This is a genomic window from Pseudoalteromonas sp. XI10, assembly GCF_001469895.1.
In the GTDB taxonomy this organism is placed as follows: Bacteria; Pseudomonadota; Gammaproteobacteria; order Enterobacterales; family Alteromonadaceae; genus Pseudoalteromonas.
The window spans coordinates 112,166-135,161 of the sequence record NZ_LOPY01000019.1; the positions used below are offsets into that span (position 1 = coordinate 112,166).

Here is a 22,996-nt window from a genome sequence, read left to right on the forward strand (position 1 = left end):
GCTAAATAAATCTTTAATGATTTTTTATTGGTAAGAGAGGAGCTGCGGCTCCTTTCTTTTTGTTCGGTACTAGCTGCGCTTTTACAAACTGCTTTGTGTACTTTGTGTTTAGTAGTGCACTATGAAGTTGCTGTTTTTTACGTCGCCAGAACGACTTTTTAACTTTGGTTGATCTATCCCGAATATCGCTTTGTGAATTATCGGGTTGTGACACTGGGTAGGGCAGCAAAGAGTATCCATAAACACCCGTTTCCCACACATGCTGTAAATCGCAGTCAACGGGGCGGCCAAATGTGGCTGTGGCTTTTAACAGCGCTTTTGCACCTTCAAAACTAACAGCCGTTGCACAGCAGCCAGACATAAGCTTTTTATGAATGACTAAGTGTTGCTCATCAGCAAGGTGTTTTGTAAAGGCAATTTCCCTACTTCGGTCTTTATAAGCGGCCAATTTTATTAGCTGCCAAGGCTGTTTTAATGTACTAATGTTTTCAATTGCACTGTGAATAGAGCGGTCGAGCACAAAGTCATCTTCTAAAATAATGGCGTAATCTAATTGCCTATCGACAATGGTTTGCCATGCTTTCCTGTGACTCAGGTAACAGCCAATTTCACCTTTACTCAAGGGCTTATGGTATTTTTTTAGGTTTAAATCAGCACTATAGTGCTTGGTTATCTCTGTATCAGACAGCTCTCTACCATCAATTGCATCAAGGCGTTCAAATGCCAAATTTTGTGCATTTAGCTCATGGCTAACACGGTTTAATCGTTCAGTAGAGCTTGCTAAGTTAATTACAAAAATAGCGGTCATTATCGTTACCTGATGGTCAGTTTAAATCAGGCTAACAAGCTTTAATGACGCTTGGGTGTCAGAACTATTTCGCTTTTATGTCAGGGCGAGGAGTATTTAAAATCGCTTGCTTTTCTTGCTCGGATAAAATGATCCAATCAAAAATTTCATCATTACTGCGACCACAGCCAGTGCAATAGCCATTTAGGCGATGACATTGACCGATGCAATCTGTTTTAAATTGGCTGGTTGTTTTTTTTGATTTTGTCATAGTGATGTGAAGGCTAATGTAGCCTTCATGAGTGTATTACTTACCTTCAATTGGCTTACCAATTTCAAGAGTGGTAGACCAAGGCTGTTTGCGTGATAGGGTTTTACCCGAATGAATTGAGATAACAGGGTTGTTTTCGTCAAGCACAAAAGTGGTGCGTAACGATTCAGCTGACTCTTTTTGTGTTTGATGCCAATTATTACCCGCTAAACAAGCTTGGGTAAAATTAACCGCACGGGTGTGATCAGCGACAGCTTGTTGCTGTTGCTCGTAGTTGCCTACACAGCGGTAGGTAACATTGTCTTTATCAAGCGCCGTGATTTGACAGTTATCGGCAATAAGGTTGTATTTCGCTGTCCATGTTTCCATGTATTTAGTATTTACACGGCTACGTTTTAAGCCTTCAAAGCGGTTGTCGTAAGCACCTAATAGGGCGTTAATTTTCTCGCAAGGGGTTAAGTTATCAATGGCCGTTTGTTGTTCAGTTGTTAGTCCTGTACAACCTGTTAAAACAAGGCCAGTTAGTAAGGCGGCGAGTGGCTTTTTCATATCAGGCTATCCTTTTAAATAGCAGTTCCTTAAACGTTTCCTAAAGGATACCTAAGCCCTTGTAAAAATGCTAATAAAGATTGGTAATTACAATTTAAAATGCCTTCGCAAAGGAAGGCATTTTAGTTGCTAAAAACTATAAAAGCGTGAGCTTACATCTTGGTTTTGCCTGCAATGTTGGTTACTTTTACTGAGCCAGAACCATCACTTAGTAACTCAAAGTTTGCTGCAGTATCAACGCGAATGCTGCCTGAGCCATCTGAAACGACAACATTACCCGAAATATCATTTAAGTCGATACCACCAGAGCCATCGTGTACTTCAATATTGCCCTGTGCGTTGGCAACATCAATATTACCTGAGCCGTCATGAATTTTAATATCACGGCTGATATTACGTGCTTCTATGCTACCCGAACCATCATTAATTTCTAATGTGCCAGTAATGTCATTTGCGGTAATTGAACCTGAACCATCGTTGATCACAGTATTTGCAACTTTGCTAATGATAATTTCGCCAGAGCCATCATGCACATTTACATTAAATGAGCGAGGGATAGCAACGGTTAAATCAATGCGATTTTGCTTATTGGTATGGTAATCACATTGACCTGCACTAAGTGCTGCGTTATTTCCTTTGGCTTCAAGGTTTAAGCAGTATTCATCATGAGGCTTTTCTTGATAAATCTCGGCTTTAACGGTTACTTCATCACTGTCACTACCGGTAATGTGTAAAAAACCAGAGCCCGCTTCTACTTTTAAAGCGCTTAATGAGGCTGCATCTAGCGTTAGGTTTTTAGTTTCTTGTAGAGGCATATCACCCCAAGCAAATGTTTGTGCTGATAATAAGCCTGCGGCAATTAGCGAGAGTGTTTTTACTGTACTTAACATGGTTCTTCCCTTTCATATGTGTGGTGTTATTAGCTTAGTCGCAAGTGCTGGTAAAAAAGGTTTAAAGGCTTTAAAAACTTTTTTACACAAATAGGCAAGAAAGCGCGAGCTTCAGGCATTTATGGTTTTTAACTATGCTTTAGACTGAAATAGTAGACCAAAACCTAAGCAACCCAAGGAGAAACATATGAGTGATTCAGCGCAAACAAACGATATGCAAGTAATTAAGTCAGGTTCTCAAGATCCAATCGCAGGGCCTGCAGAATGTTTCACAGGTAAAGTGCAAATCAGTACTTTATTTAATGCACCAGCACCTGCTCGCGTTGGTGTTGCTGTGGTGGAGTTTTCAAAAGGAGCTCGTACAAATTGGCATTCTCATCCACTCGGCCAAGTTTTATTAGTTACAGAAGGTCAAGGTTGGACACAGTGCGAGGGTGGTGAGAAAACAGTCATCAATCCAGGTGATTTAATTTGGTGTAACTGCGGAAAGAGGCACTGGCATGGTGCGACTGCTGATAGCGCAATGAAGCATGTAGCAGTTCAAGAAGCACTCGATGGTAAACCTGTTGACTGGTTCGAAGCTGTTTCAGATGAAGATTATTTAGCATAAGGTACATTGAGATGTGTGACAAACATGAAACGCAAGACTTATCACGTCGTAATTTTATTAAAACGAGTTCAGCTTTAGGTGCAGGCCTGTTATTAGGTGGCTTTGCGGCGCCTTCATTTGCAGCATCATCTGAGCAGCTTGCAAATGGCAATATAAAATCTCGTGGCTATGCGGCTTTTGATAATTCAGGCTTACTAAAACCATGGGAATTCGAAAGACGCCCAGTAGGCGATAACGATATTTTAATCGAAATTAAATTCGCCAGTATTTGCCACTCAGATATTCATCAGATGAAAGGGCATTGGGGCGCACAGCAATACCCTCAAGTACCAGGTCATGAAATTGCAGGTATCGTAACAGCAGTCGGTAAGAATGTGACTAAGTTTAAAGTGGGCGACCGTGCTGGTGTAGGCTGTATGGTTGATAGCTGTCTTGACTGTAATAGCTGTAAAGATCAAGGCGAGCAATATTGCCCAGAAACAAAATTCACTTATGGCTACCCTGATGAGCGCTCACCGACAGGTATCACACAAGGTGGATACTCGAATAACATTGTTGTTCGCGATCATTTTGCAGTGCATATTCCTGAAAACATTAGTTTAGAGCATGCTGCTCCTTTATTATGTGCCGGCATTACAACGTATTCTCCGTTGCTTAAATTTAACTTGAAAAAAGGCGATAAAGTAGGTGTTGTTGGTATCGGTGGACTTGGACACTTAGCTGTTAAATTGGCTGTGTCGCAAGGTGCTGATGTCTACGCGTTCACAAGCTCTAAAGATAAAGTAGCCGATATTAAAGCCTTTGGCGCTAAAGTGGTTGTTGTTGACGGTGAAGACGCTTACAACGAGCATAAGTCGCAGCTTGATTATTTAATTAATACCTTGCCAGTGAAATATGATATCGCTAAATATGCTTCATTAGTAAAACCATTCGGAACGTATACCCAAGTGGGCATGCCAGAAGAGTTTTCATTAAATATGAATGCATTAGCATTGGCTGCAAGCCGCGTAAACTTTAATGCTTCGTTAATTGGTGATATGCAAGAAACGCAAGAAGTTGTTGATTACTGCGCTAAGAATAATATTCTGCCAGCAACCCAGTTAATCAAAGCCTCTGAAATCAATAATGCATGGCAAAGCGTGGTGGAGAAAAAAGCGCGCTATCGTTATGTAATTGATGCCTCGACATTTTAATTTCAGTTTAGATTGAGTAAGCCAAACGCCATACCCAGTATGGCGTTTTTTGTTGTTCCTTTTTTATTCGGTGATTTGTCGCTTAAAGAGCGAATACTGCCGTAAAAACATATCATTATTTTTTTCTTTTGCTAACTTAAACTCTTTGGCCCCTAAGGAGTAATAATGAAAAAAATAACCTTCCTAAGTACGTTGTTGTGCTCCAGTTTTTTTGTTTGTAGCGAAGAAACAGATACAACTTTAAACGCTTATGCCGCTGGGTACGTCGCCAATTTTACCTGTAGTGCCACGTTTAACGCTGGTAAAAGCAAAGATCAAATCGATATTGATGAACTTACCGGTATTTACCCTTTAATTGCAGATACTGTAAAAACACTAAAAGCGAACATTGATACTGAGCACAAGAGAGTCATTGTTGATTACGATAAAGATAAACAGCGCATATCGGTGTGGCGTCCTCGTTTAGGCTGTGTTGATTTACCCGTAGGGGCAAGCCTTAAAGCTGCAACACTCGTGCAAGCACCGTTTAAAGAAAACTTAGCCTACCAAAAGGATGATGGTAAGCCTTGGCAAACATTAAATGGTGTTAATGAAGCGACGGGCAATAAGGCGCTTGATGAGGTTATTGCACAGGCTTTTACTCGTCATTATGGTGAAGGCGCACGAACTTCGGCAATTTTAATAGCAAGCCCTGAGGCGATTCTAGCAGAGCAATATAAAGCAGGTTTTACCTCTGAAACTGCCCAGCGTACTTGGTCTGTTGCAAAAAGTATTGGCGCGAGCATCATTGGTGTGGCGGTAGCGCAAAAGCGACTTGATGTTACAAAGCCTGCGGGGCTTGAAAGCTGGTCTCACCCGCTTGACCCACGTGGCGAAATTACCCTTGAAAACTTGCTTCACATGGCATCAGGTTTAGACAGTAATAAAGCGGGCAATCGTACTGATCGTGTGTATATGGGCGGCGGTTTAGTGTCTGATACTGCAACGCATACCGCATTAGAAGTAAAGCCTGGTAGCCGTTGGAAATACGCTAATAACGACACCATGTTAGCGCTACGTACCTTACGAGAAACGTTTAACGATGAGGCGAGTTATTTGCGTTACCCATATGACAACTTACTCGATAAAATCGGCATGCAGCACACGTTTTTAGAGTCAGATTGGCAAAGTGACTTTATTTTGTCATCGCAAGTGTGGACTACTTCACGGGATCTTGCTCGCTTGGGGCTATTACACCTGAATAATGGCCGCTGGCAAGGTGAGCAAATATTACCAAAAGACTGGTTAAGTTATATTAGTAAACCTGCCCCTGCTCAACCCCCTGTAACGGCACCGGGATACGGCGCACAGTGGTGGCTTTATAACGAACGTTTTCCTGAGTTACCAAACGATACCATTGCAGCGCGAGGCAACCGTGGTCAATTTTTAGTGATCATTCCAAGCGAGCAGTTAGTTATTGTTAGGCGAGGGTACGACCTTGCAGGGCTTAAAGGCTTTAGTGAGCATGATTTTGCTCGTGATGTTTTAAAAGCACTGGGCAGATAAAGTCAGGCAATAAAAAAGCTGCTTTGTGGCGTACAGAAGCAGCTTTGCTAACTGGAGAGTTAGTATCTACTACAAGGGCTCTATTGTGACATCCGCTTGGCCTAAACTTTTAAAGAACTGACTATCGCCCGTTATTTTGCCAAGTTTTATCAGACCATTTGCATAACTTTGCTGCTTATAAAAGAGCGCAAGGTTACCCCAAGGTGCGTAATAAGTGATGTCTCCTGCGTCGGCATCGGTGCCAGCAGGTAAGCCTTGTAGATTTAATTTCTCTGGTAAAGTGGCAATTTTCTCAGCATTGGCAAAGTCTTCTACTTTTAGAGTCAGTGGTAGAAGTTGATAAAAATGCTTAGCGGCATTGTTACTTTCTAAAGTCGCTTGCATAGTTTTGCCGTTACTGGTGAACTTTATTTGCATTTCACTTACCATCTTTACTGCTTTTTTAAATATTGCTTATCTGTTACTGGCTCTAACCAATCAACAACCTTACCGTCTTTTGACTCTTGAATAGCTAGGTGCATCATGGCTGTTTTATCTGTAGCGCCGTGCCAATGTTTAACATTAGCAGGAATATGTACAACGTCACCTGGTTTTATAACCTGAGGTTGTCCATGCCACTGATTAACCCAGCCCATACCTGATGTAACAATTAAGGTTTGGCCAACAGGGTGGGTGTGCCAGTTTGTTCGAGCGCCGGGCTCAAACGTTACCATGGCACCAGCGGCTTTCGCTTCGCCATGAGCTTGGAAACTAGGCTCGACGCGTACTTTGCCCGTGAAATACTTGTCGAGCCCAGTCATTGGGTACTGAGTGCCATTTTTTTGCACTGTGATTTGCGGTAATTCTAAACGTTGTGAAGAGGCGTTTTCTGCATGACTAAATGCACTCATCGTTAAGATAAGGGTACCGATAATATACTTCATACTTTTCTCCATGTGTTTGTAACCGAACGAATCTTAATTTTGGCTAAAAACTGTGCCTTTAAAAAGTACAATGCACGCAAGTTATTGCCTATTAGTCCGAGGCGGCAAATTTATCACTGGTCAATACTGTATAACCGAGCGTATAGTTAAGTATCTTGAATTTAATTGGGTTGGTTATGCATTCAGATTATGATGCTGTTGCTAAAATGAGCGCCGCTTTAGCAGATAAGATTGCGCCGCTTATCGGTCAGCAAGAAACCGCTGATAGCGTGATTGAGGATTTGTTTTTTTATCGACAAACACAGGCTGCCACCTCTTGTTCAATGTGTGTGGTTGAACCAAGTATTGCACTGGTGCTACAAGGGGCAAAAAGCATGACCTTGGGCGAAGATGTTTTCAAGTATGACCCACACAAGTATTTGATTACCTCTATTGATTTGCCTGCAAAAATGCAAGTTCTCGAAGCAAAAGACGACGCGCCTTATTTAGGTTTAGTGTTAAAGCTTGATTTGGCTATGTTAGGTGAACTGATTTCGCAAATACCGCTCGACAAATTAAACAAGCAATCACTCAATAAGGGAATGACTTTAGGTGAGATGACAGAACCGCTCCTTAACGCTTTTACACGATTAATTGAGCTGGTTGATGATCCGGAGTCTATGCCAGTGCTTGCGCCATTAATTAAACGCGAAATTTTTTGGCGTGTACTTAACAGTGAGCATGGGGCGGAGCTTCGGCATATAGTGTCAACAGGTAGCCAAGGGCTTAGAATTGCACGTAGTGTTAAGTGGTTAAAAGAAAACTATGATCAACCCTTGAGTGTAGAGGATTTAGCGGGTCTTGCGAAAATGAGTAAATCGACTTTCCACCATCATTTTCGAGATCTAACTTCAATGAGTCCGTTGCAATATCAAAAGCGTTTAAGGTTAATGGAAGCAAGAAGGTTGATGGTTGGCGAGAGTATGGACGCCTCAGGTGCTGCTTTTAAAGTTGGCTACGAAAGCCCCTCACAGTTTTCTCGCGAGTATTCTCGGTTTTTTGGTTTATCACCAAAACGAGATGTTGAGGCGTTTTTAGCAACCGCTAAATAGCCGGCTACTTATAATACCAATGGGCAATAATAGTTAATTAAGCGAATTGGTATAAAAAACGAATGGGCATATCCCTATGTCCCATTCGTTACCATGACACGTTTTAGTTAAAGACTTGCTGTGAAAAATTCAGCAATTTTAGTGAATGGAATTAAACCCACATCATCATATAAATCAACATGACCTGCATTTGGTACAACCAATAATTGTTTAGGTTCAGCAGCTAAATCATAGGCTTGTTGGCTAAACTCAAATGAGTGAGCGTGTTCACCAGCAACAAACAGTAATGGACGTGGTGAAATAGTCTCAATATCGTTAAATGGATAAAAGTTCATAAAACGCACATTGCTACTTAATGTTGGGTGTGTTGTTAAATCTGCTGATGAACGCTCTGGTGTATATTCACCACGTTCAGTGCGGTAAAAGTCATAAAACTCTTTTGCAATTGGGTGTGAGCTTTCATCAATGTGATGCGGGCAGCCGCCGGTGTATTGTACTTCGCCACCAAGGTACTCAACATTACGTTGCTCTGCAGCTTCATCAAGCATATCTTTACGCATATCAAGGTCAATCGAGTTGCCTAAACCATTGCGCGTTGCGCCACCCATGTCATACATACTAACTGTTGCCACAGCTTTGATACGTGGGTCAATTTTTGCGGCACTAATGATGAAACCACCACTACCACATACACCTAAACCACCAATGCTTTCTTTGTTGACGTATGAACGGCTAGCAAGGTAATCGACACCGGCACTGAATGACTCTGCGTATAAATCAGGTAGGACAGTATTACGTGGTTCGCCGTCACTTTCGCCCCAGAAGCTAAGATCAACTGCCAAAGTTACAAAGCCTAGCTCTGCAAGTTTAGTTGCATATAAAGTAGCACTTTGCTCTTTTACCGCACCCATAGGGTGACCTATTACAAGTGCTGGAAGGTTCGCACCTTTCTCTGCATTTTTAGGTGTAAAAAGATTACCGACTACATTCATTTGTAATTGGTTTTTGAAAATTACTTTTTCAAAGTTAACAGCATCGCTTTGGTAAAAATTATCAGTTGAGGTTGTCATAACACTCTCCTATTTTGTGATTAACAGGGACTGCAATTTGTTTTCACAATGCAGCTTTGATGAGGTTATTGTCGGTTATTTGTGCAGTTTAGCGTTATATTAGAACAGTCGATTTATTGCCTAAAAGTGTCGAATGTATTTTTAGGTGCTTAAAATGAACATTAGGTAGCCCAAATATGAGCTACCTAGTGATTTTTTAGGGTGTTTTTATAGTGAAATAGCTGGCAATAGCTGCAAAAAATAAGATAGCTGCGCTAACTAAGAAGGTAATAGGGTAGTCATAAACATCGAATAATATGCCGCCGAATGTTGAGCCTAGCGCTATAGAAAATTGAATAATTGCTACCATCAACCCTCCTGCAACTTCAGCATCTTTTGGTAAAGCACGAGCTACCCAGCTCCACCAAGCGACAGGCGCTGCAGTTGCAATAAACCCCCATAATCCAAGTAATACGATGTTGATGTTAAAAAGGGATATTTGATTAGCTAAACAAAATGCAATTAAAGCCATAACCGCAGGAGCAGCTATTAATGCAAACGCTAAACTGAGTTTTATGACCTTACTGATCAATAAGGTGCCAATAAAGCCTGCAAAACCAATAACAAATAACACCATAGAGACTTGTTGGCTGGTGGCTTGAAACGCTGACTCTAAAAAGGGCCTTACATAGGTAAATAAAGTAAATTGCCCCATAAATAGCAGCGCGACAGCTAGCATACCAAAACGGACGAGTGGCTTTTTAAATAACTTAAATGCAGAAAAAGGTCCTTTTGATTGCTGCTGAGCTGGCATGCTAGGCAAAGCCTGCCATTGCCAAAATACAGCAATAGCAATAAATGGCACTAAACACATAAACGCGCCTCGCCAGCCAAGAACACTGCCTAAATAACTGCCAAGTGGTGCTGCAATTATCATGGCAAGACCATTACCACCATTAAATACTGCCAGTGATTTAGGCACTTTTTCCTCGGGAACTAAGCGCATTGCAGAAGCAGTTGAAAGTGACCAATAGCCACCAATGACTAAGCCGATTAACGCACGGCCAAGCATATAAACAGCGTAACTATCAGCTATAGAGATTGTTAAAGTTGACAGTAACATTATCAAGGTCAGAGCGACTAGTAAGGTCTTTCGATCACTTTTAGCAAATAAAGGACTCATGAATAGACTTGTGATCACCGCAAAAAAGCCAGATATTGCAAGCCCCTGACCAACCATGCCTTTACTAATTGATAAATCTTCAGCCATAGGTGTTAATAAGCTTACAGGCATAAACTCGCAGGCTATTAAGGCGAAAATACATAATGTCATCGCAAAAACCCCACTCCAATTAGCTTGCTGCTCGATAGGCTGATCATCTTGATAGGTTGAGTAATTTGTCATGCTAGTCCATACAGTTAAATGTGATGGAGTATTTTTTCAAACATAGGTTGAATAGACTAGCTAATGAATACTAATATCCTTTATTAGTAATACTTATTAATGGGCTGGTGGATGATCAAACAAAACCTCAATGAATTGAACTATTTTGTCATTGTGGCAAGAACTGGCAGTTTTACACGTGCTGCTGCTCAGTTAGGCGTAACTCAGTCTGCCTTGAGTCAGGCTATTCGTTCACTAGAAGCAAACTTAGATATTCGTTTGTTAACCAGAACAACTCGAAGCGTATCGCCGACTCTCGCCGGGGAGCGTTTACTCAATGCAATAGGGCATCGTTTTGATGATATTGAAAATGAGTTAGAAGCGTTAACTGAACTCAGAGATAAACCTGCGGGCACGGTAAAAATTACTTGTGGTGATTTTATAATTCAGAGCACATTACTCCCTAAACTGGCCAATGTATTAAAGCAATACCCCGATATTAATATTGAGTTTAATGTTAACTATGGCTACACAGACATTGTTGCTCAGCGTATCGACGCTGGCGTTCGCCTTGGCGAAACTATAGATAAAGATATGATTGCAGTGCCTATTGGTAAAGAGCTCAATATGGCAGCCGTTGCAAGCCCTGAGTATTTTGCTAAGCATCAAAAGCCTAACACGCCAAAGGATCTTACTGCGCATAATTGTATCAACATTCGCTTTCCTACCCATGGCGGTTTATATGCGTGGGAGTTTGAAAAAGAGGGGGAGGAGCTCAATGTGAATGTACGCGGTCAATTAATCTTTAATACCTCTCATCATATTGTTGAGGCTGCATTACAGGGGTTAGGTATTGCGTTTCTACCTGAAGAAGAGTTTGGTGAGCATATAAAAAATGGTAATTTAATTAAAGTGTTAGCTGATTGGTGCCCCGCATTTCCCGGTTATTATTTGTATTACCCGAGCCGAAGGCAACCGTCTCCGGCATTTAAAATTGTGTTAGAAGCATTAAAACAGCAATAGAGTGCGGTATTTAGATACCACACTCTATAATTATTACTTATGGCGGCCTTGTAAACAGCTCACCACATCAGCCAATGATAAGCCTTGGCGCTGTAATAACACAGTTAAGTGATACAGTAAGTCTGCCGATTCATTGGTTAATTCATCGTTATCATGTTTCATGGCTGCAAGGGCAACTTCAACGCCTTCTTCACCCACTTTTTGGCAACTACGGCTTAAGTCTTTTGCAAACAAAGACGCAGTGTAGCTTTTGCTTGGATCATCGTCTTTACGCGAGACAATCACTTGTTCAAGCTCAGCTAAAAACGACAAGCTAGGTTTAGCATCATCGCCGAAGCAGCTTTGTGTACCAAGGTGGCATGTTGGCCCAAGTGGGTTTGCCAGCACTAATAGTGAGTCGTAATCACAGTCGGTGTGTACTGAGACTACTTCAAGGTAGTTTTCTGATGTTTCGCCTTTGGTCCATAAACGCTCTTTAGAGCGCGAGTAAAAGGTTACTTTCTGTTTGTCGAAAGTGGCAGCTAATGCATCTTGATTCATAAAGCCTTGCATTAAAATTACCCCAGAGCGTGCGTCTTGCACGATAGCTGGGATCAATTCGCTTTTGGCAAAATCGACTTGAGAAAGAGTGTCTTTGGTTAATTGCATAGTCTTGCCGCTACATTATTATCAGTTAAAAATTGTTTTAGTTCGCCAATATCAATGACGTTCTTGTGAAATACGCTGGCAGCGAGCGCGCCATCAACTTGGCTTTGTTGAAACACATCAACAAAGTCTTGCATCGTACCTGCACCGCCCGATGCAATTAGTGGAATATCGCACAGTGCTCGCATTTTTGATAGCTGAACATTGTCGTAGCCTTTACGCACGCCATCTTGGTTCATGCAATTGAGTACAATTTCACCAGCGCCTAGGTCTTGCACGCGCTTAACCCATTCTTCGGTTTTATAGCGAGTACGGCTTGATGCATTAGGATCGCCAGTCAGCTGGTACACTAAATATTCGCCAGTGGTTTCATCATAAAAGCTATCAATACCTACGACCACGCATTGTTTACCAAACTCATCGTGTAATTCTTTGATAAGCTCAGGGCGAGCAATTGCAGGGCTGTTAATACTGATTTTATCTGCACCACGTTCTAAAACACGTGCTGCATCTGCAACAGATTTAATGCCGCCAGCCACACAAAATGGAATATCAATGTGGCGCGCAATGTTCTCTACCCAATTGACATCAAGTAGGCGTTTTTCGACGCTGGCACTGATTTCATAAAACACCAGTTCATCCGCACCGGCATCGCTGTAAGCTTTGGCAAGCGTTAAAATATCACCAACCACTTCATGGCCTTTAAATTTAACACCTTTAACGACTTGGCCGTCTTTAACATCTAAACAAGGGATTATGCGTTTTGATAACATGCTAACGCCTCCTCAACATTAAAGGCACCATCGAGCAATGATTTACCTAAGATAACACCGCCAACACCCAGTTTTTTCAGCTTTGCAATATCATCCAGTGAGCTTACACCGCCTGATGCTTGAACTTTAATCTCGCTGTTGTGGTTGGTTAAATCTTCATAAAGTGCAAACGAAGGGCCGGTCATGGTGCCGTCTTTGCTGATGTCAGTACACAGAAAATCAACCACACCAAGTGCCACGTAAAAATCAACAAGTTCGAACAAGCCAAACTCAGATTCACTTAACCAACCATGTGTTGCTGGTGCCCAGCCGTTGTCAGTTTTATTAACATCTAGTGCGATTACAAAGTGTTCACTGCCAAATTTTTCAATCCAAGCCTTTACTTGCTCACGCTTTTCAACGGCCATTGAGCCAATCACGACTTGGTTAGCACCGGCTTCAAGCCAGTCGGCAACATCTTGCTCAGAGCGAATACCGCCGCCCACTTGATAAGGAACATTAAGCGCTTTGGTTGCAGCTTGTATATGCTGCCACTGTTTTTTATTTGGATCGCGCGCGCCTTCTAAATCAACCAGGTGCAGCTTACCTGCGCCGCTGTTAGCGTACTCTTGTAAGCGTGCGCCAAGTTCGTAAGGGTAAAATTGTGCGGTATCATACTTACCTTGGTATAAGCGCACAATTTGGTTTTGTAATACATCGAGTGCTGGAATAATCACGTTTATTTCTCTTATTTTTTTGCTGCGCTTACAGCTGCCAATCTAAAAAGTTTTGTAAAAGTCGGGTGCCTACTTTGGCGCTTCGCTCTGGGTGAAACTGCATGCCTGCGTAGTTATCTTTAGCAACAATTGCTGAAAAAGCTTGTCCGTATTCACCACTAACTAGGGTGGCATCGTTCACTGTGTGAGCAAAACTATGCACAAAGTACACTTGATCTTGCGCCGATAACCCTTTGGTGAGGGCATGCTCTTTTAATACGCTTAGGTCGTTCCAGCCCATGTGCGGTGAAGTTAATTCACCTACATCTAAGTGCTTAACAATACCTGGAATTTTGCCAAGGCAATCAACGTTGCCTTCTTCAGTGCTGTCGCAAAGTAATTGCATGCCTAAACAAATGCCCATCAACGGGCGCTGATATTCATCAATTGCTTGCTGCCAACCACCGTCTTTTAAGCGTTTCATGGCAACAGAAGCATGGCCTACGCCTGGTAAAATAGCACGTTCAAAGCCTTTTAGTTGCTCAGGTGAGGTGATCACCTCAGGATTTTTACCTAAGCGTTCAAAGGCAAAACGAACAGAGTTAATGTTGGCACAACCTGTATTAATTATGGCAATCATAAACACCCCTTAGAGCTTGCTGTTTGTTGTGAAGCATCTTTTGCAATCGCAGCGCGAAGTGCTCTTGCAAACGCTTTAAATAGACCTTCAACTTGGTGATGACAATTACCATCGCTAACCGACAAAATAAGGCTCATGGCGGCATTATCACTTAAGCTTTTAAAGAAGTGCTCAACCATTTGTACGTCTAAGTCGCCCACTTTTTCACGGCTAAAATCAGCATTTAATACAAACGAGGCACGGCCCGATAAGTCAATTTGCGCTTCTGCTTTGCATTCATCCATAGGGAGTGCAAAGCCATAACGACCAATTTGCGTTTTTGTACCTAGCGCTTGTTTAAGGGCAAGGCCAAGTGCAATGCCGATATCTTCAACTAGGTGGTGCTCATCAATGTGTAAGTCGCCAGTGGCTTGAATATTAAGTCCGATATTGGCGTGTGTGCGAATTTGGTCAAGCATGTGATCGAAAAAGCCAAGGCCAGTGCTAATTTCGCCATTTTTTGTTTGGTCTAAATTAACTTGCACATCGATTTGTGTTTCTTTGGTGTTGCGAGTGATACGGCCTTCACGGTTCGCGGTTGTCAGCTTAGTGACTATGGCATCCCAACTGCCGTCATACAAAATGCCTTCACAACATAAGTTATTGGCAAGTCCAATATCAGTTTGGCGGTCACCAATCACAAATGAGCGTGCTAAATCGACTTTACCCGAGCGCATCAGCTCAGTAAGTAAGCCAGTTTTTGGTTTACGGCAGTCACAATTTTGCTCATCAAAGTGAGGGCAGATCAGAACTTCATCAAATTTAATCCCTTGGCTATTTAAGATATCCATCATCTTGTCTTGAGCAATATCAAAATCAGCGGTCGGGAAGCTATCAGTGCCTAAACCATCTTGGTTTGAAACCATCACAAGGCGGTAACCTGCCGCTTGAAGTTGTAATAGAGCAGGGATCACATTCGGCAAAAACACTAATTTTTCTAGGCTATCAACCTGTTTGTCGGTGATAGGCTCTTCGATAATCGTGCCATCGCGGTCAATAAATAAATACGGGTTGCTCATGATAATTCCTGTTCTACTGTTTTACTGGTCAGTGATAAGCCATCTAACCAAACTTTTACTTGTTCTAGTTCTTGCTCGTTACCGATAGAAATTCGTAACCAATCATCTTCGCCATATAAAGTGAAGGCACGCATTACGAGTCCTTGCTCAAGTGCGATATTAAATGATTGTTTGTCTTTTAATTTTAAAGTGACAAAGTTACCTTCACCGCTCAGTACTTTGATAACGGCAGGTGATTGCTCGAGCCAACTTTTTAGTTTGCTTTTTAAGCTATTTAGAATTGTCACCTGACGGCGCATTGAAGCGATGTTGTCACTACTTAATGCATCTGCTGCAATGCTCGCAACCACCGTTGATACAGGGTATGGCGCAATCACTTTACGAATAGGCGCAAGTAGCTCGCTGTTGGCTAGCGTGAAGCCTGTTCTTAAACCCGCAAGTGCAAATGCTTTTGATAAGGTTCTTAGTACCACCAGGTTACTAAACTCGTTTATTAGGCTTGCCGCTGTTTGTTCTGGACAAAATTCTATATAAGCTTCATCCACCACTACAATCGCTTTACCCGCAAGTTGTTGGGTGATTTTTCTGATTTTGTCTAGGCTTGTCATGCTGCCGGTAGGGTTATTTGGATTACAAATAAACACCAGCTTTGAATCAGCAACCGCAGTTACAATCTCATCAACCGTGCCTTTTAATAATAGCTCTTGAGTTAAACCGTTAATCGCAATGTTGTGGGTATCAGCAGTCACTTTGTACATGCCGTAAGTTGGCAAAAAGAGTGCAATGCTATCTTTAGCGGGGCTACAAAAAGTACGTACTAATAGTTCGATACCTTCATCAGCGCCACGAGTCATCAGTACTTGCTCTGGCTCTAAATTAGCATAGCAAGCGTAACGATTGATCACTTGCTGAGGCTGCGGATCTGGGTAGCGATTTAAATCAGCTAAATTGATATTTGGTGTACGTGAATACGGGCTTTCGTTGGCATTTAACCAGGTTGTGCCTGTCAGCTTTTCACTTTTCGCCGAACTGTAGGCTGTAAGCGCTGCAATGTTATCTGGCAACAGTGTTGTTATTTTTGAATTATCGCTCATTGTTCATAGCCTCAAGACGAATCGAAACAGCATTAGCGTGAGCATCAAGCCCCTCTGCTGCGGCCAAAGGTAAAATTGCTTTAGATAATTCACGTAAGCCATTTTTGCTGATGGTTTGCACTGTGTAAGTTCTAAAGAAGTCCAGTAAGTTTAAGCTCGAATAGGTCGCGCTGTAACCATACGTTGGTAGTACGTGGTTCGTGCCAGACGCATAGTCACCGGCAGACTCCGGGGTGTAATCACCCACAAATACTGAGCCGGCATTTTTCACTAAGCTTAAATAAGGCTGCGCATCAGCAAGTTGTAAAATAAGGTGCTCAGGACCATATTCAGCAGACACCGAAAAGGCTTGCTCAACCGAGTCCACTAAAATCAAGCTTGAGTTTGCAAGGGCTTGCTCGGCAGTGTCTTTACGACTTAATTTTGCTAGCTGCTCTGTTAATGCTTGCTGTGTTTTTTCAATGATGCGTTCGCTGTTACATAGTAAAATAACTTGCGAATCAGCGCCGTGCTCAGCTTGCGACAATAAATCTGCCGCAATAAACTCTGGGTTTGCACGCTCATCAGCAATCACTAGCACTTCAGAAGGGCCTGCTGGCATATCAATCGCCATGCCCGGAATAGTTTGCGCAACAAGTTGTTTTGCCATGGTGACAAAGCTATTTCCTGGGCCAAAAATCTTGTTCACTTTAGGCACTGACTCTGTGCCGTATGCCATTGCAGCAATGGCACCTGCGCCGCCACTTTCTACAATGGTTTTAATACCACATAGTTTTGCCGCATATAAAATGGCTGGGTTGATGGTTTCATCGGCTTTTACAGGTGTAGTAAGCACCACAGTTTGTGCACCACTTAACTGTGCAAGCACCCCTTGCATAATTACTGACGATGGCAGTGGCGCACTGCCACCTGGCACGTAAATACCCACCGCTTCAATGGCTTGATATTTAAGTTCACACAATACGCCAGGTTGCGTTGTTAACTTAATGTCTTTAGGTAATTGTGCTTGGTGAAAGCGTTTTACATTGGCATAGGCCGTTTCGATGGCGGCTTTTAACTCGTTTGATAATAACTGCTCAGCTTGGTTTATTTCTTCAATTGGCACTAATAAGCGAGGTGTTTCGCGCTTATCAAACTCTTTTGCCATTTTTAATAGCGCTGCGTCACCCTCAGTTTTAACTGCATTTAAGATATCGATGCAAATTGCTTCAACCTCTTTACTTGCAGTAACAGCAGGGCGGGTAAGAACCGCCTGCTGTGCTTGTTGATTTTCCTCATTCCAGCGAAACATGGATAATTACTCCATCATTTTTTCAATTGGCATAACAAGAATTGAGTTGGCACCTAGTGCTTTTAACTGTTCCATTGTTTCCCAGAAAAGGGTTTCGCTGCTAACCATGTGTAGTGCTACATAATCGTCGCTACCAGCAAGAGATAGTAAAGTCGGTTGGCCTGTGCCTGGTAGTAAGTCGCATACTTCATCAAGCTTTGCTTTTGGTGCGTGTAGCATGATGTATTTACTTTCTTTTGCTTGGCGCACACCACGTAAACGCGGCATTAACGTGTTGATTAAATCAAGTTTGCTTTGATCAGTAAGGTCTTTGTTTTGAATTAAACATGCATTTGATTCTAAGATGGTGTCGCCTTGCATTAAGCCATTAGCTTCTAAGGTTGCGCCAGTAGACACTAGGTCACAAATTGCATCAGCTAAACCAGCACGCGGTGCAACTTCAACAGAGCCCGTTAACATTACTGTGCTTGCATTAATGCCTTCACGTTTTAGGTACTGGCTTAAGATTTCTGGGTAAGTAGTGGCAATGCGTTTACCTTCAAACCAGCTTTTATCTTGTGGACCAAGTTCTTGTGGCCATGCAAGTGCAAGGCGGCAGTAACCAAAATCAAGCTTAGAAAGTTTATTTACCTCGAATGCCACGCCTTGGCGTTCGCGTTCGGCTTGAACTTCAACAAGTACGTTTTCACCAACGATACCTAGGTCACACACACCGTCCATTACTAGGCCCGGAATATCGTCATCGCGTACACGAAGTACGTCAATTGGCATGTTGGTAGAGTGTGCGATTAAACGTTGTTCACGAAGATTTAATTTAACACCAAGTTGCTTTAGTAACTCTTGGCAGTCTTTTGATAAGCGGCCGCCCTTTTGGATGGCGATTCGTAAACGGTTGGTATTGCTCATTATTCATTTTCCTTTAATTCAAAAACTAAAAACCCCGAGGGAACCTCAGGGCGAAAATAAATAATTTGGTTGATTACTCGCCAGAGGTTCCTTTTAGGAATAACCTCTCAGCGAAAAACCTGACAGGCTATTCCGGTGAATGATGGTGATGATGGATAGTTGTCAGATTGAAGCGCATAATTTTTCCTGTATTGCACTCGTTTGTGTAAACCAGTGCGTATATCTGTTTAAATAAGTTACGTATATAGATAAACATGCTTTGCTAATCTTTGGCAAGCATTTTTTTGCGAAATTAAAGTATATCTTATAACTGCCGATATATAATGGTTAGATAGGAGGTACAGCAGGAGGTACAAATGGATATCATGATCCCCTTTTTAGGTCGAATAACGCGTTTACAAGTGGAAAGTAAAGGTGCGTTTCATATTGCGGGCGTAAAAGATGCGAACGTGCAGCGAATTGAGCTCGAAAAGCGTCAAAAACGTGAAATAGAGCGCCGCAAAAAAGCCGCAAAAAAAGATGATAAAAGCAACAAAAATGCGATAGAAGAAGATGAAGAGGGTAATAAACACCTAGATACATGGGCTTAATACTTCATATAAGAATTTGTATTTATGCACTTGTGTGGTTTTTTCTGCTAACGTTAAGAGACACTTGTGTTGTAACTTTCAAGGCAATTCAATGGAACGACCCTCAGTGCCATTAAATGAGCAAGCTAGGCTTGAAGAGCTTCGCTCATTAGATGTTTTAGACTCTCAAAGTGAACCCGCCTTTGACCGAATCACTCGCCTTGCCCAGCAATTTTTCTCTGTACCCATTTGTGTTATTAGCTTAATTGACGAGCACAGACAGTGGTTTAAGTCATGTGTGGGGCTAGATGTGACAGAGACCGCAAGAGATATTTCATTTTGCGCCCATGCAATTTTATACAAAGACCCGCTAGTAGTTGAAAATGCCTTAAACGATAAGCGTTTTGAAGATAACCCACTGGTAATGGGTGACCCAAATATTCGCTTTTATGCGGGCTGCCCAATTACACTTAAATCAGGAAATAGAATTGGTACTTTGTGCCTTATCGATCATCAACCACGCAGTTTTAGCAAACAAGAAACTAAAGCGCTAATAGACTTTGCTGCAATCGTCGAGCGAGAGTTTGCAATTATGCAGTTAGCCACTACCGATGAGCTTACCTTATCGCCTAATCGTCGCGGCTTTTTTGGCACTGCAGAGCATTACCTTGATTTATGTATTCGCCAGCACTTAAAAGCTAAATTAGTGTTTATTGATTTAGATAATTTTAAAGCAATTAACGATAAATTTGGTCATGCTGCCGGGGGTAGAGTACTGAAAGATTTTGCAGGATTACTAGAGAACTGTTGTCGCAAAGCGGATTTATTTGCACGTTTGGGCGGTGATGAGTTTGTAATTTTATTTACAGATTTAAATACCAGTGAATGCGATACCATAATGCAGCGCTTGTTGTTATCATTCAGTCACTTACCTAATAGTTTCAATAATCAAATTGAACTTAGTTTCTCTTATGGCATTGCTGATTTTTCTGATCAGCAGCCTTGCTCGCTGACTAAATTGCTGTCTGTTGCAGATAGTCGAATGTATGCAGAAAAAGCACAAAAAAAGGCTCGATAAACGAGCCTTTAAAATAAAAAAACTGTGCTTAATTTTTCGCTTCTGCTGATTGAATACTACTTTGGATCAGCGGAGAAATTGTTAAACCTTGTACGATAATCGAAAAGATCACTACTACGTAGGTCACAATTACAATTAAGTTGTGAAGATCTGAGCCTGCAATCATTACTTGATCGCGTGGGATAGCAGCCGCCATTGCCAGTGCCAAACCACCCCGTAAGCCACCCCAAGTGAGTATTTTTACTGAGTGCTTATCGTATTGGCGATACTTTTTAAAGAACACAAATGGTGCACCTACACTCACAAATCGAGCCAGCAACACCACAGGTACCATCAGTAAACCTAAGCCAATTTCTTCAAGGGTGATAGGCATAGTGACAATTAGCATACCGATGATCAAAAACAGCAAGGCGTTTAAAAAGCTGTCGGTGGCATGCCAAAAGTCTTTTACGTAGCGAGTATCTTCAGGCCCAGTACGCTCAGTTGCTTTTGAACGAGTAATATTGCCTAGTAAAATACCACTGGTGACCATAGCAAGCGCGCCTGAGATTTCCCAAATATTTGCTGCAGCAAAGCCGGCTGTTGGAATGGTCAGGGTTAGTAGTAAACGAATGTTCACATCTCGGCTATTAATAATTAAAAAATGCCCGACTAGTGCAATCACGAGACCAAACACGATACCGCCAATTGCATCAACTAAGAACAATTCAGCAACGTCAGTAAAGGTGGCTTCGGTGCCATAAAAGGCCACTGAAAATATCGTTGTGAATATCACCAAACCAATACCATCATTAAACAAAGACTCACCTTCAACTTGCACAGAAATACCTTCTGGGGCTCGCATTTGTTTAATAATGGCTAACACTGCAATCGGATCGGTTGGGCTGATTAAAGCACCAAACAACAAGCAATAAATAAACGGCACGGGCCAGCCAACAAAAGCAAATAAATAATAGCTTAAGTAACCAACGATAACCGTTGAGGTAATGGTTGAAAATAACACTAATGCGGTAATTTCCCATCGCTGCTTACGAAGGGCTGCTAAGTTGATTTCCAGTGCACCTGCGAATAGTAAAAAGCCGAGCATGCCTTTTAATAGCAACTGATTAAAGTTGATACTAGAGACAATTTGGGTCATTTCGAGGGCGGTAGTATCGCCAAGCATTTTAACGGCAAGAATAAGTAGTAAAGAAATAACAACAGAGCCAGTTGTTATAGCAATCGTGGTTTGCATTTTGAGGATGAATTGGTTAGCAAAAGCAATAAAAATAGCTAATGCTGAAAGAAAACAAATGAGGTACCAAGCATTCATTGTTTGACCTTAAATATTTGTATAACAAGACGCAGAAAGCAGTCACTTTCTGGCCGCATATAGTACGCCTCTAAAATAGGTATGTCACAGTGTTTATGCGATTTTTATGACATTTTAGAGTAAAAATTCAAGGCGCTGATTGCATATGTATAATCACTGTTAATAATGTCTCAAAAGAGACAAAATAAACCTGACAAAAGCGCAATTATGATAAGTTCAGTTAGGTCAATCAGTCTGTTTAAACTGGGCTGATTCTTGGCTGGTATTAATAGCTCTGATTGGGTAAGGAATAACAATTCCTTCTTCTGCGTAACGTTGGTGTAATGCTTTAATAAAAGCTGATTTTACCCAAAAGCGGTTAAAGTACTCTTTTGCTCTTAACATCACCGTAAAATTGATGCTTGATTGATCAAATGTATGAAAGACCACAAAGGTCTCGTAATCATCAACGCCCCATTCATGGCTTTTTAATATCTGCCTAGCAACCTCCAACGTAACCTGCTCAACTTTTTCAAGGTCGGAGCCATAATGCACTCCCACCTCAACGGGAACGCTGAGCTCTTTTTCTGGGTAAAAATAGTTAATGATGCGCGATTTAGACAGCTGACTATTTGGGATGACTATCATGTTATTTGGCAACATTTTTACCCAGGTTGAGCGCCAACCGATTTTATCAACAAAGCCTTGGTCGCCACTTTCAAGCTCTATAAAGTCGCCGACCCGAATAGGTTTATCAATCACCAACTGAACGCCAGAAAAGAAGTTTTCGAGTGTCGGTTGTAAAGCCAAAGCGACGGCAAGAGAGGTAATGCCCAAAGAGGCAATAATCGGAGTGATTGATATACCCAATGTGCCTAATAACACCAATAAGCCAACACACACAATTGCGCAGCGGATCAAGCCTTTAATGATGCTATGACTATTAGAAACTACCACTGAGCGGGCACTGTAATAATCAACGGTGCCAAATAAGAAATGGTCTAAAAATAAAACTAAGGCAAAAATACAAATGGCTTTAGCGGTGGCCGCAATAGGTAAGGGGTGCTCAGCCATAAAGCCGGTGGTGTTTAATAACTGACCAAAAATGATCACAAGCACCATCATTGTGCACAAGGTCAATGGTGTAGAGAGTGAGTCAACCAGTAACGAGTCGAACACAAAGTCGGTTCGTTGGGTCCATTTCCTTAAGCAATAGATGATTACAAACTTTAATAAAAACAGGGCTGTGGCGGCTAATACAGTACCACCGATGACGACCAGCCATGGCTCATTTAGCCATTCGTTTTGTATCAGATCAGTAATCATGCTTAGTCCTTAAACCCTAGATACTTGGTATTGTTGCAAGTTATGTACCCAGACTTTTTTATGGATATCTAATCCTTTTAGCTGTGAATCACAAATATTAAGGTGAGCAAAATAAAAACAAATAAAAGGTACAAACGTTTAATAAATGTTATTATTTTGTATCAATAAATTTACACTATCATTTGGTTTGTTAACAATTAATAAACTTAAAATTTATTATCCTACTGTTAATTATAGACTTTTAATTTAGAGCTAATACTTTATTTGTAAATTTTTTGTTTCATTTTCAATTTCGCTCCATTCAATCTAGGCTGG

At 41.7% G+C, this 22,996-nt stretch carries 25 protein-coding genes; 7 read left to right on the forward strand and 18 right to left on the reverse strand.

What is annotated here, in order from left to right; genetic code table 11:
- Positions 1-13: 13 nt before the first annotated feature.
- The 4 genes from AUR67_RS03585 to AUR67_RS03600 all read right to left on the reverse strand — a co-directional run bounded on the left by AUR67_RS03585 (position 14) and on the right by AUR67_RS03600 (position 2,497).
- On the reverse strand, positions 14-808 hold the full coding sequence (locus tag AUR67_RS03585; protein ID WP_055021703.1) for a glycosyltransferase family 25 protein: 795 nt from the start codon (positions 806-808) through the stop codon (positions 14-16).
- Between the two features lie 64 nt (positions 809-872).
- Complete coding sequence (locus AUR67_RS03590; protein ID WP_058584158.1) at positions 873-1,058, reverse strand: DUF1289 domain-containing protein; 186 nt, start codon at positions 1,056-1,058, stop codon at positions 873-875.
- Positions 1,059-1,094: 36 nt separating this feature from the next.
- On the reverse strand, positions 1,095-1,607 hold the full coding sequence (locus tag AUR67_RS03595) for a hypothetical protein (protein ID WP_055021702.1): 513 nt from the start codon (positions 1,605-1,607) through the stop codon (positions 1,095-1,097).
- A gap of 152 nt (positions 1,608-1,759) precedes the next feature.
- A complete protein-coding gene (locus AUR67_RS03600; RefSeq protein ID WP_058584159.1) occupies positions 1,760-2,497 on the reverse strand; it encodes a hypothetical protein in 738 nt (245 codons plus the stop codon).
- A 187-nt stretch (positions 2,498-2,684) separates the two neighbouring features.
- Between AUR67_RS03600 and AUR67_RS03605 the strand changes: the two genes are divergently transcribed.
- The 3 genes from AUR67_RS03605 to AUR67_RS03615 all read left to right on the forward strand — a co-directional run bounded on the left by AUR67_RS03605 (position 2,685) and on the right by AUR67_RS03615 (position 5,845).
- Positions 2,685-3,107, forward strand: coding sequence for a cupin domain-containing protein (locus AUR67_RS03605; protein ID WP_055021700.1), 423 nt, complete (start codon positions 2,685-2,687; stop codon positions 3,105-3,107).
- A gap of 11 nt (positions 3,108-3,118) precedes the next feature.
- Entirely contained in the window at positions 3,119-4,300 is a 1,182-nt protein-coding gene (locus AUR67_RS03610) for an NAD(P)-dependent alcohol dehydrogenase (protein ID WP_054563894.1), read from the forward strand.
- Between the two features lie 165 nt (positions 4,301-4,465).
- On the forward strand, positions 4,466-5,845 hold the full coding sequence (locus tag AUR67_RS03615) for a serine hydrolase domain-containing protein (RefSeq protein WP_152996474.1): 1,380 nt from the start codon (positions 4,466-4,468) through the stop codon (positions 5,843-5,845).
- 69 nt (positions 5,846-5,914) lie between these two features.
- Here AUR67_RS03615 and AUR67_RS03620 read toward each other — a convergent pair whose 3' ends face one another.
- The gene (locus tag AUR67_RS03620; protein WP_055021712.1) at positions 5,915-6,262 is read right to left on the reverse strand and encodes a cyclophilin-like fold protein; all 348 of its coding nucleotides are present in this window, start codon (positions 6,260-6,262) and stop codon (positions 5,915-5,917) included.
- Positions 6,263-6,276: 14 nt separating this feature from the next.
- Positions 6,277-6,768, reverse strand: a complete 492-nt coding sequence (locus AUR67_RS03625) for a cupin domain-containing protein (RefSeq protein WP_105181850.1) — start codon at positions 6,766-6,768, stop codon at positions 6,277-6,279.
- 176 nt (positions 6,769-6,944) lie between these two features.
- Here AUR67_RS03625 and AUR67_RS03630 point away from each other — a divergent pair, with 176 nt between their 5' ends.
- Positions 6,945-7,859, forward strand: coding sequence for an AraC family transcriptional regulator (locus AUR67_RS03630; protein ID WP_058584161.1), 915 nt, complete (start codon positions 6,945-6,947; stop codon positions 7,857-7,859).
- A 107-nt stretch (positions 7,860-7,966) separates the two neighbouring features.
- Here the strand turns inward: AUR67_RS03630 and AUR67_RS03635 are convergent, their stop codons facing one another.
- Complete coding sequence (locus tag AUR67_RS03635; RefSeq protein ID WP_058584162.1) at positions 7,967-8,929, reverse strand: alpha/beta hydrolase; 963 nt, start codon at positions 8,927-8,929, stop codon at positions 7,967-7,969.
- Positions 8,930-9,125: 196 nt separating this feature from the next.
- Complete coding sequence (locus AUR67_RS03640; RefSeq protein ID WP_058584163.1) at positions 9,126-10,313, reverse strand: MFS transporter; 1,188 nt, start codon at positions 10,311-10,313, stop codon at positions 9,126-9,128.
- 111 nt (positions 10,314-10,424) lie between these two features.
- Between AUR67_RS03640 and AUR67_RS03645 the strand changes: the two genes are divergently transcribed.
- Entirely contained in the window at positions 10,425-11,315 is an 891-nt protein-coding gene (locus AUR67_RS03645) for a LysR family transcriptional regulator (protein ID WP_055021695.1), read from the forward strand.
- 33 nt (positions 11,316-11,348) lie between these two features.
- Here AUR67_RS03645 and hisIE read toward each other — a convergent pair whose 3' ends face one another.
- From hisIE to hisG, 8 genes are read right to left on the reverse strand one after another with little or no spacing between them, the layout of a single operon-like run.
- Entirely contained in the window at positions 11,349-11,963 is a 615-nt protein-coding gene (gene hisIE / locus AUR67_RS03650; protein ID WP_054552013.1) for a bifunctional phosphoribosyl-AMP cyclohydrolase/phosphoribosyl-ATP diphosphatase HisIE, read from the reverse strand.
- On the reverse strand, positions 11,954-12,733 hold the full coding sequence (hisF, locus tag AUR67_RS03655; RefSeq protein WP_054563887.1) for an imidazole glycerol phosphate synthase subunit HisF: 780 nt from the start codon (positions 12,731-12,733) through the stop codon (positions 11,954-11,956). The genes hisIE and hisF overlap by 10 nt, the downstream gene beginning before the upstream one ends.
- The gene (locus AUR67_RS03660) at positions 12,715-13,449 is read right to left on the reverse strand and encodes a 1-(5-phosphoribosyl)-5-[(5-phosphoribosylamino)methylideneamino] imidazole-4-carboxamide isomerase (RefSeq protein WP_058584164.1); all 735 of its coding nucleotides are present in this window, start codon (positions 13,447-13,449) and stop codon (positions 12,715-12,717) included. Before AUR67_RS03660 ends, hisF begins: the two co-directional genes overlap by 19 nt.
- A 28-nt stretch (positions 13,450-13,477) precedes the next feature.
- Positions 13,478-14,068 (reverse strand): imidazole glycerol phosphate synthase subunit HisH, encoded by a 591-nt coding sequence (gene hisH, locus AUR67_RS03665; protein ID WP_058584165.1) that lies wholly within the window; start codon positions 14,066-14,068, stop codon positions 13,478-13,480.
- Positions 14,065-15,126, reverse strand: coding sequence for a bifunctional histidinol-phosphatase/imidazoleglycerol-phosphate dehydratase HisB (hisB, locus tag AUR67_RS03670; protein ID WP_058584166.1), 1,062 nt, complete (start codon positions 15,124-15,126; stop codon positions 14,065-14,067). Before hisB ends, hisH begins: the two co-directional genes overlap by 4 nt.
- The gene (hisC, locus tag AUR67_RS03675; protein ID WP_058584167.1) at positions 15,123-16,220 is read right to left on the reverse strand and encodes a histidinol-phosphate transaminase; all 1,098 of its coding nucleotides are present in this window, start codon (positions 16,218-16,220) and stop codon (positions 15,123-15,125) included. Before hisC ends, hisB begins: the two co-directional genes overlap by 4 nt.
- Positions 16,210-17,511, reverse strand: a complete 1,302-nt coding sequence (gene hisD, locus AUR67_RS03680) for a histidinol dehydrogenase (protein ID WP_058584168.1) — start codon at positions 17,509-17,511, stop codon at positions 16,210-16,212. Before hisD ends, hisC begins: the two co-directional genes overlap by 11 nt.
- Positions 17,512-17,517: 6 nt before the next feature.
- Complete coding sequence (gene hisG, locus AUR67_RS03685; protein WP_054563881.1) at positions 17,518-18,417, reverse strand: ATP phosphoribosyltransferase; 900 nt, start codon at positions 18,415-18,417, stop codon at positions 17,518-17,520.
- Between the two features lie 356 nt (positions 18,418-18,773).
- On the opposite strand from hisG, the gene AUR67_RS03690 reads away from it, so the two are divergent.
- Both AUR67_RS03690 and AUR67_RS03695 read left to right on the forward strand, forming a co-directional pair.
- A complete protein-coding gene (locus AUR67_RS03690) occupies positions 18,774-19,007 on the forward strand; it encodes a hypothetical protein (RefSeq protein WP_058584169.1) in 234 nt (77 codons plus the stop codon).
- Between the two features lie 91 nt (positions 19,008-19,098).
- Positions 19,099-20,064, forward strand: coding sequence for a sensor domain-containing diguanylate cyclase (locus AUR67_RS03695; protein WP_058584170.1), 966 nt, complete (start codon positions 19,099-19,101; stop codon positions 20,062-20,064).
- Positions 20,065-20,092: 28 nt separating this feature from the next.
- Here AUR67_RS03695 and AUR67_RS03700 read toward each other — a convergent pair whose 3' ends face one another.
- Both AUR67_RS03700 and AUR67_RS03705 read right to left on the reverse strand, forming a co-directional pair.
- Entirely contained in the window at positions 20,093-21,376 is a 1,284-nt protein-coding gene (locus AUR67_RS03700; RefSeq protein WP_058584171.1) for a cation:proton antiporter, read from the reverse strand.
- A gap of 225 nt (positions 21,377-21,601) precedes the next feature.
- The gene (locus tag AUR67_RS03705; RefSeq protein WP_082665556.1) at positions 21,602-22,681 is read right to left on the reverse strand and encodes a mechanosensitive ion channel family protein; all 1,080 of its coding nucleotides are present in this window, start codon (positions 22,679-22,681) and stop codon (positions 21,602-21,604) included.
- Positions 22,682-22,996: the final 315 nt, after the last annotated feature.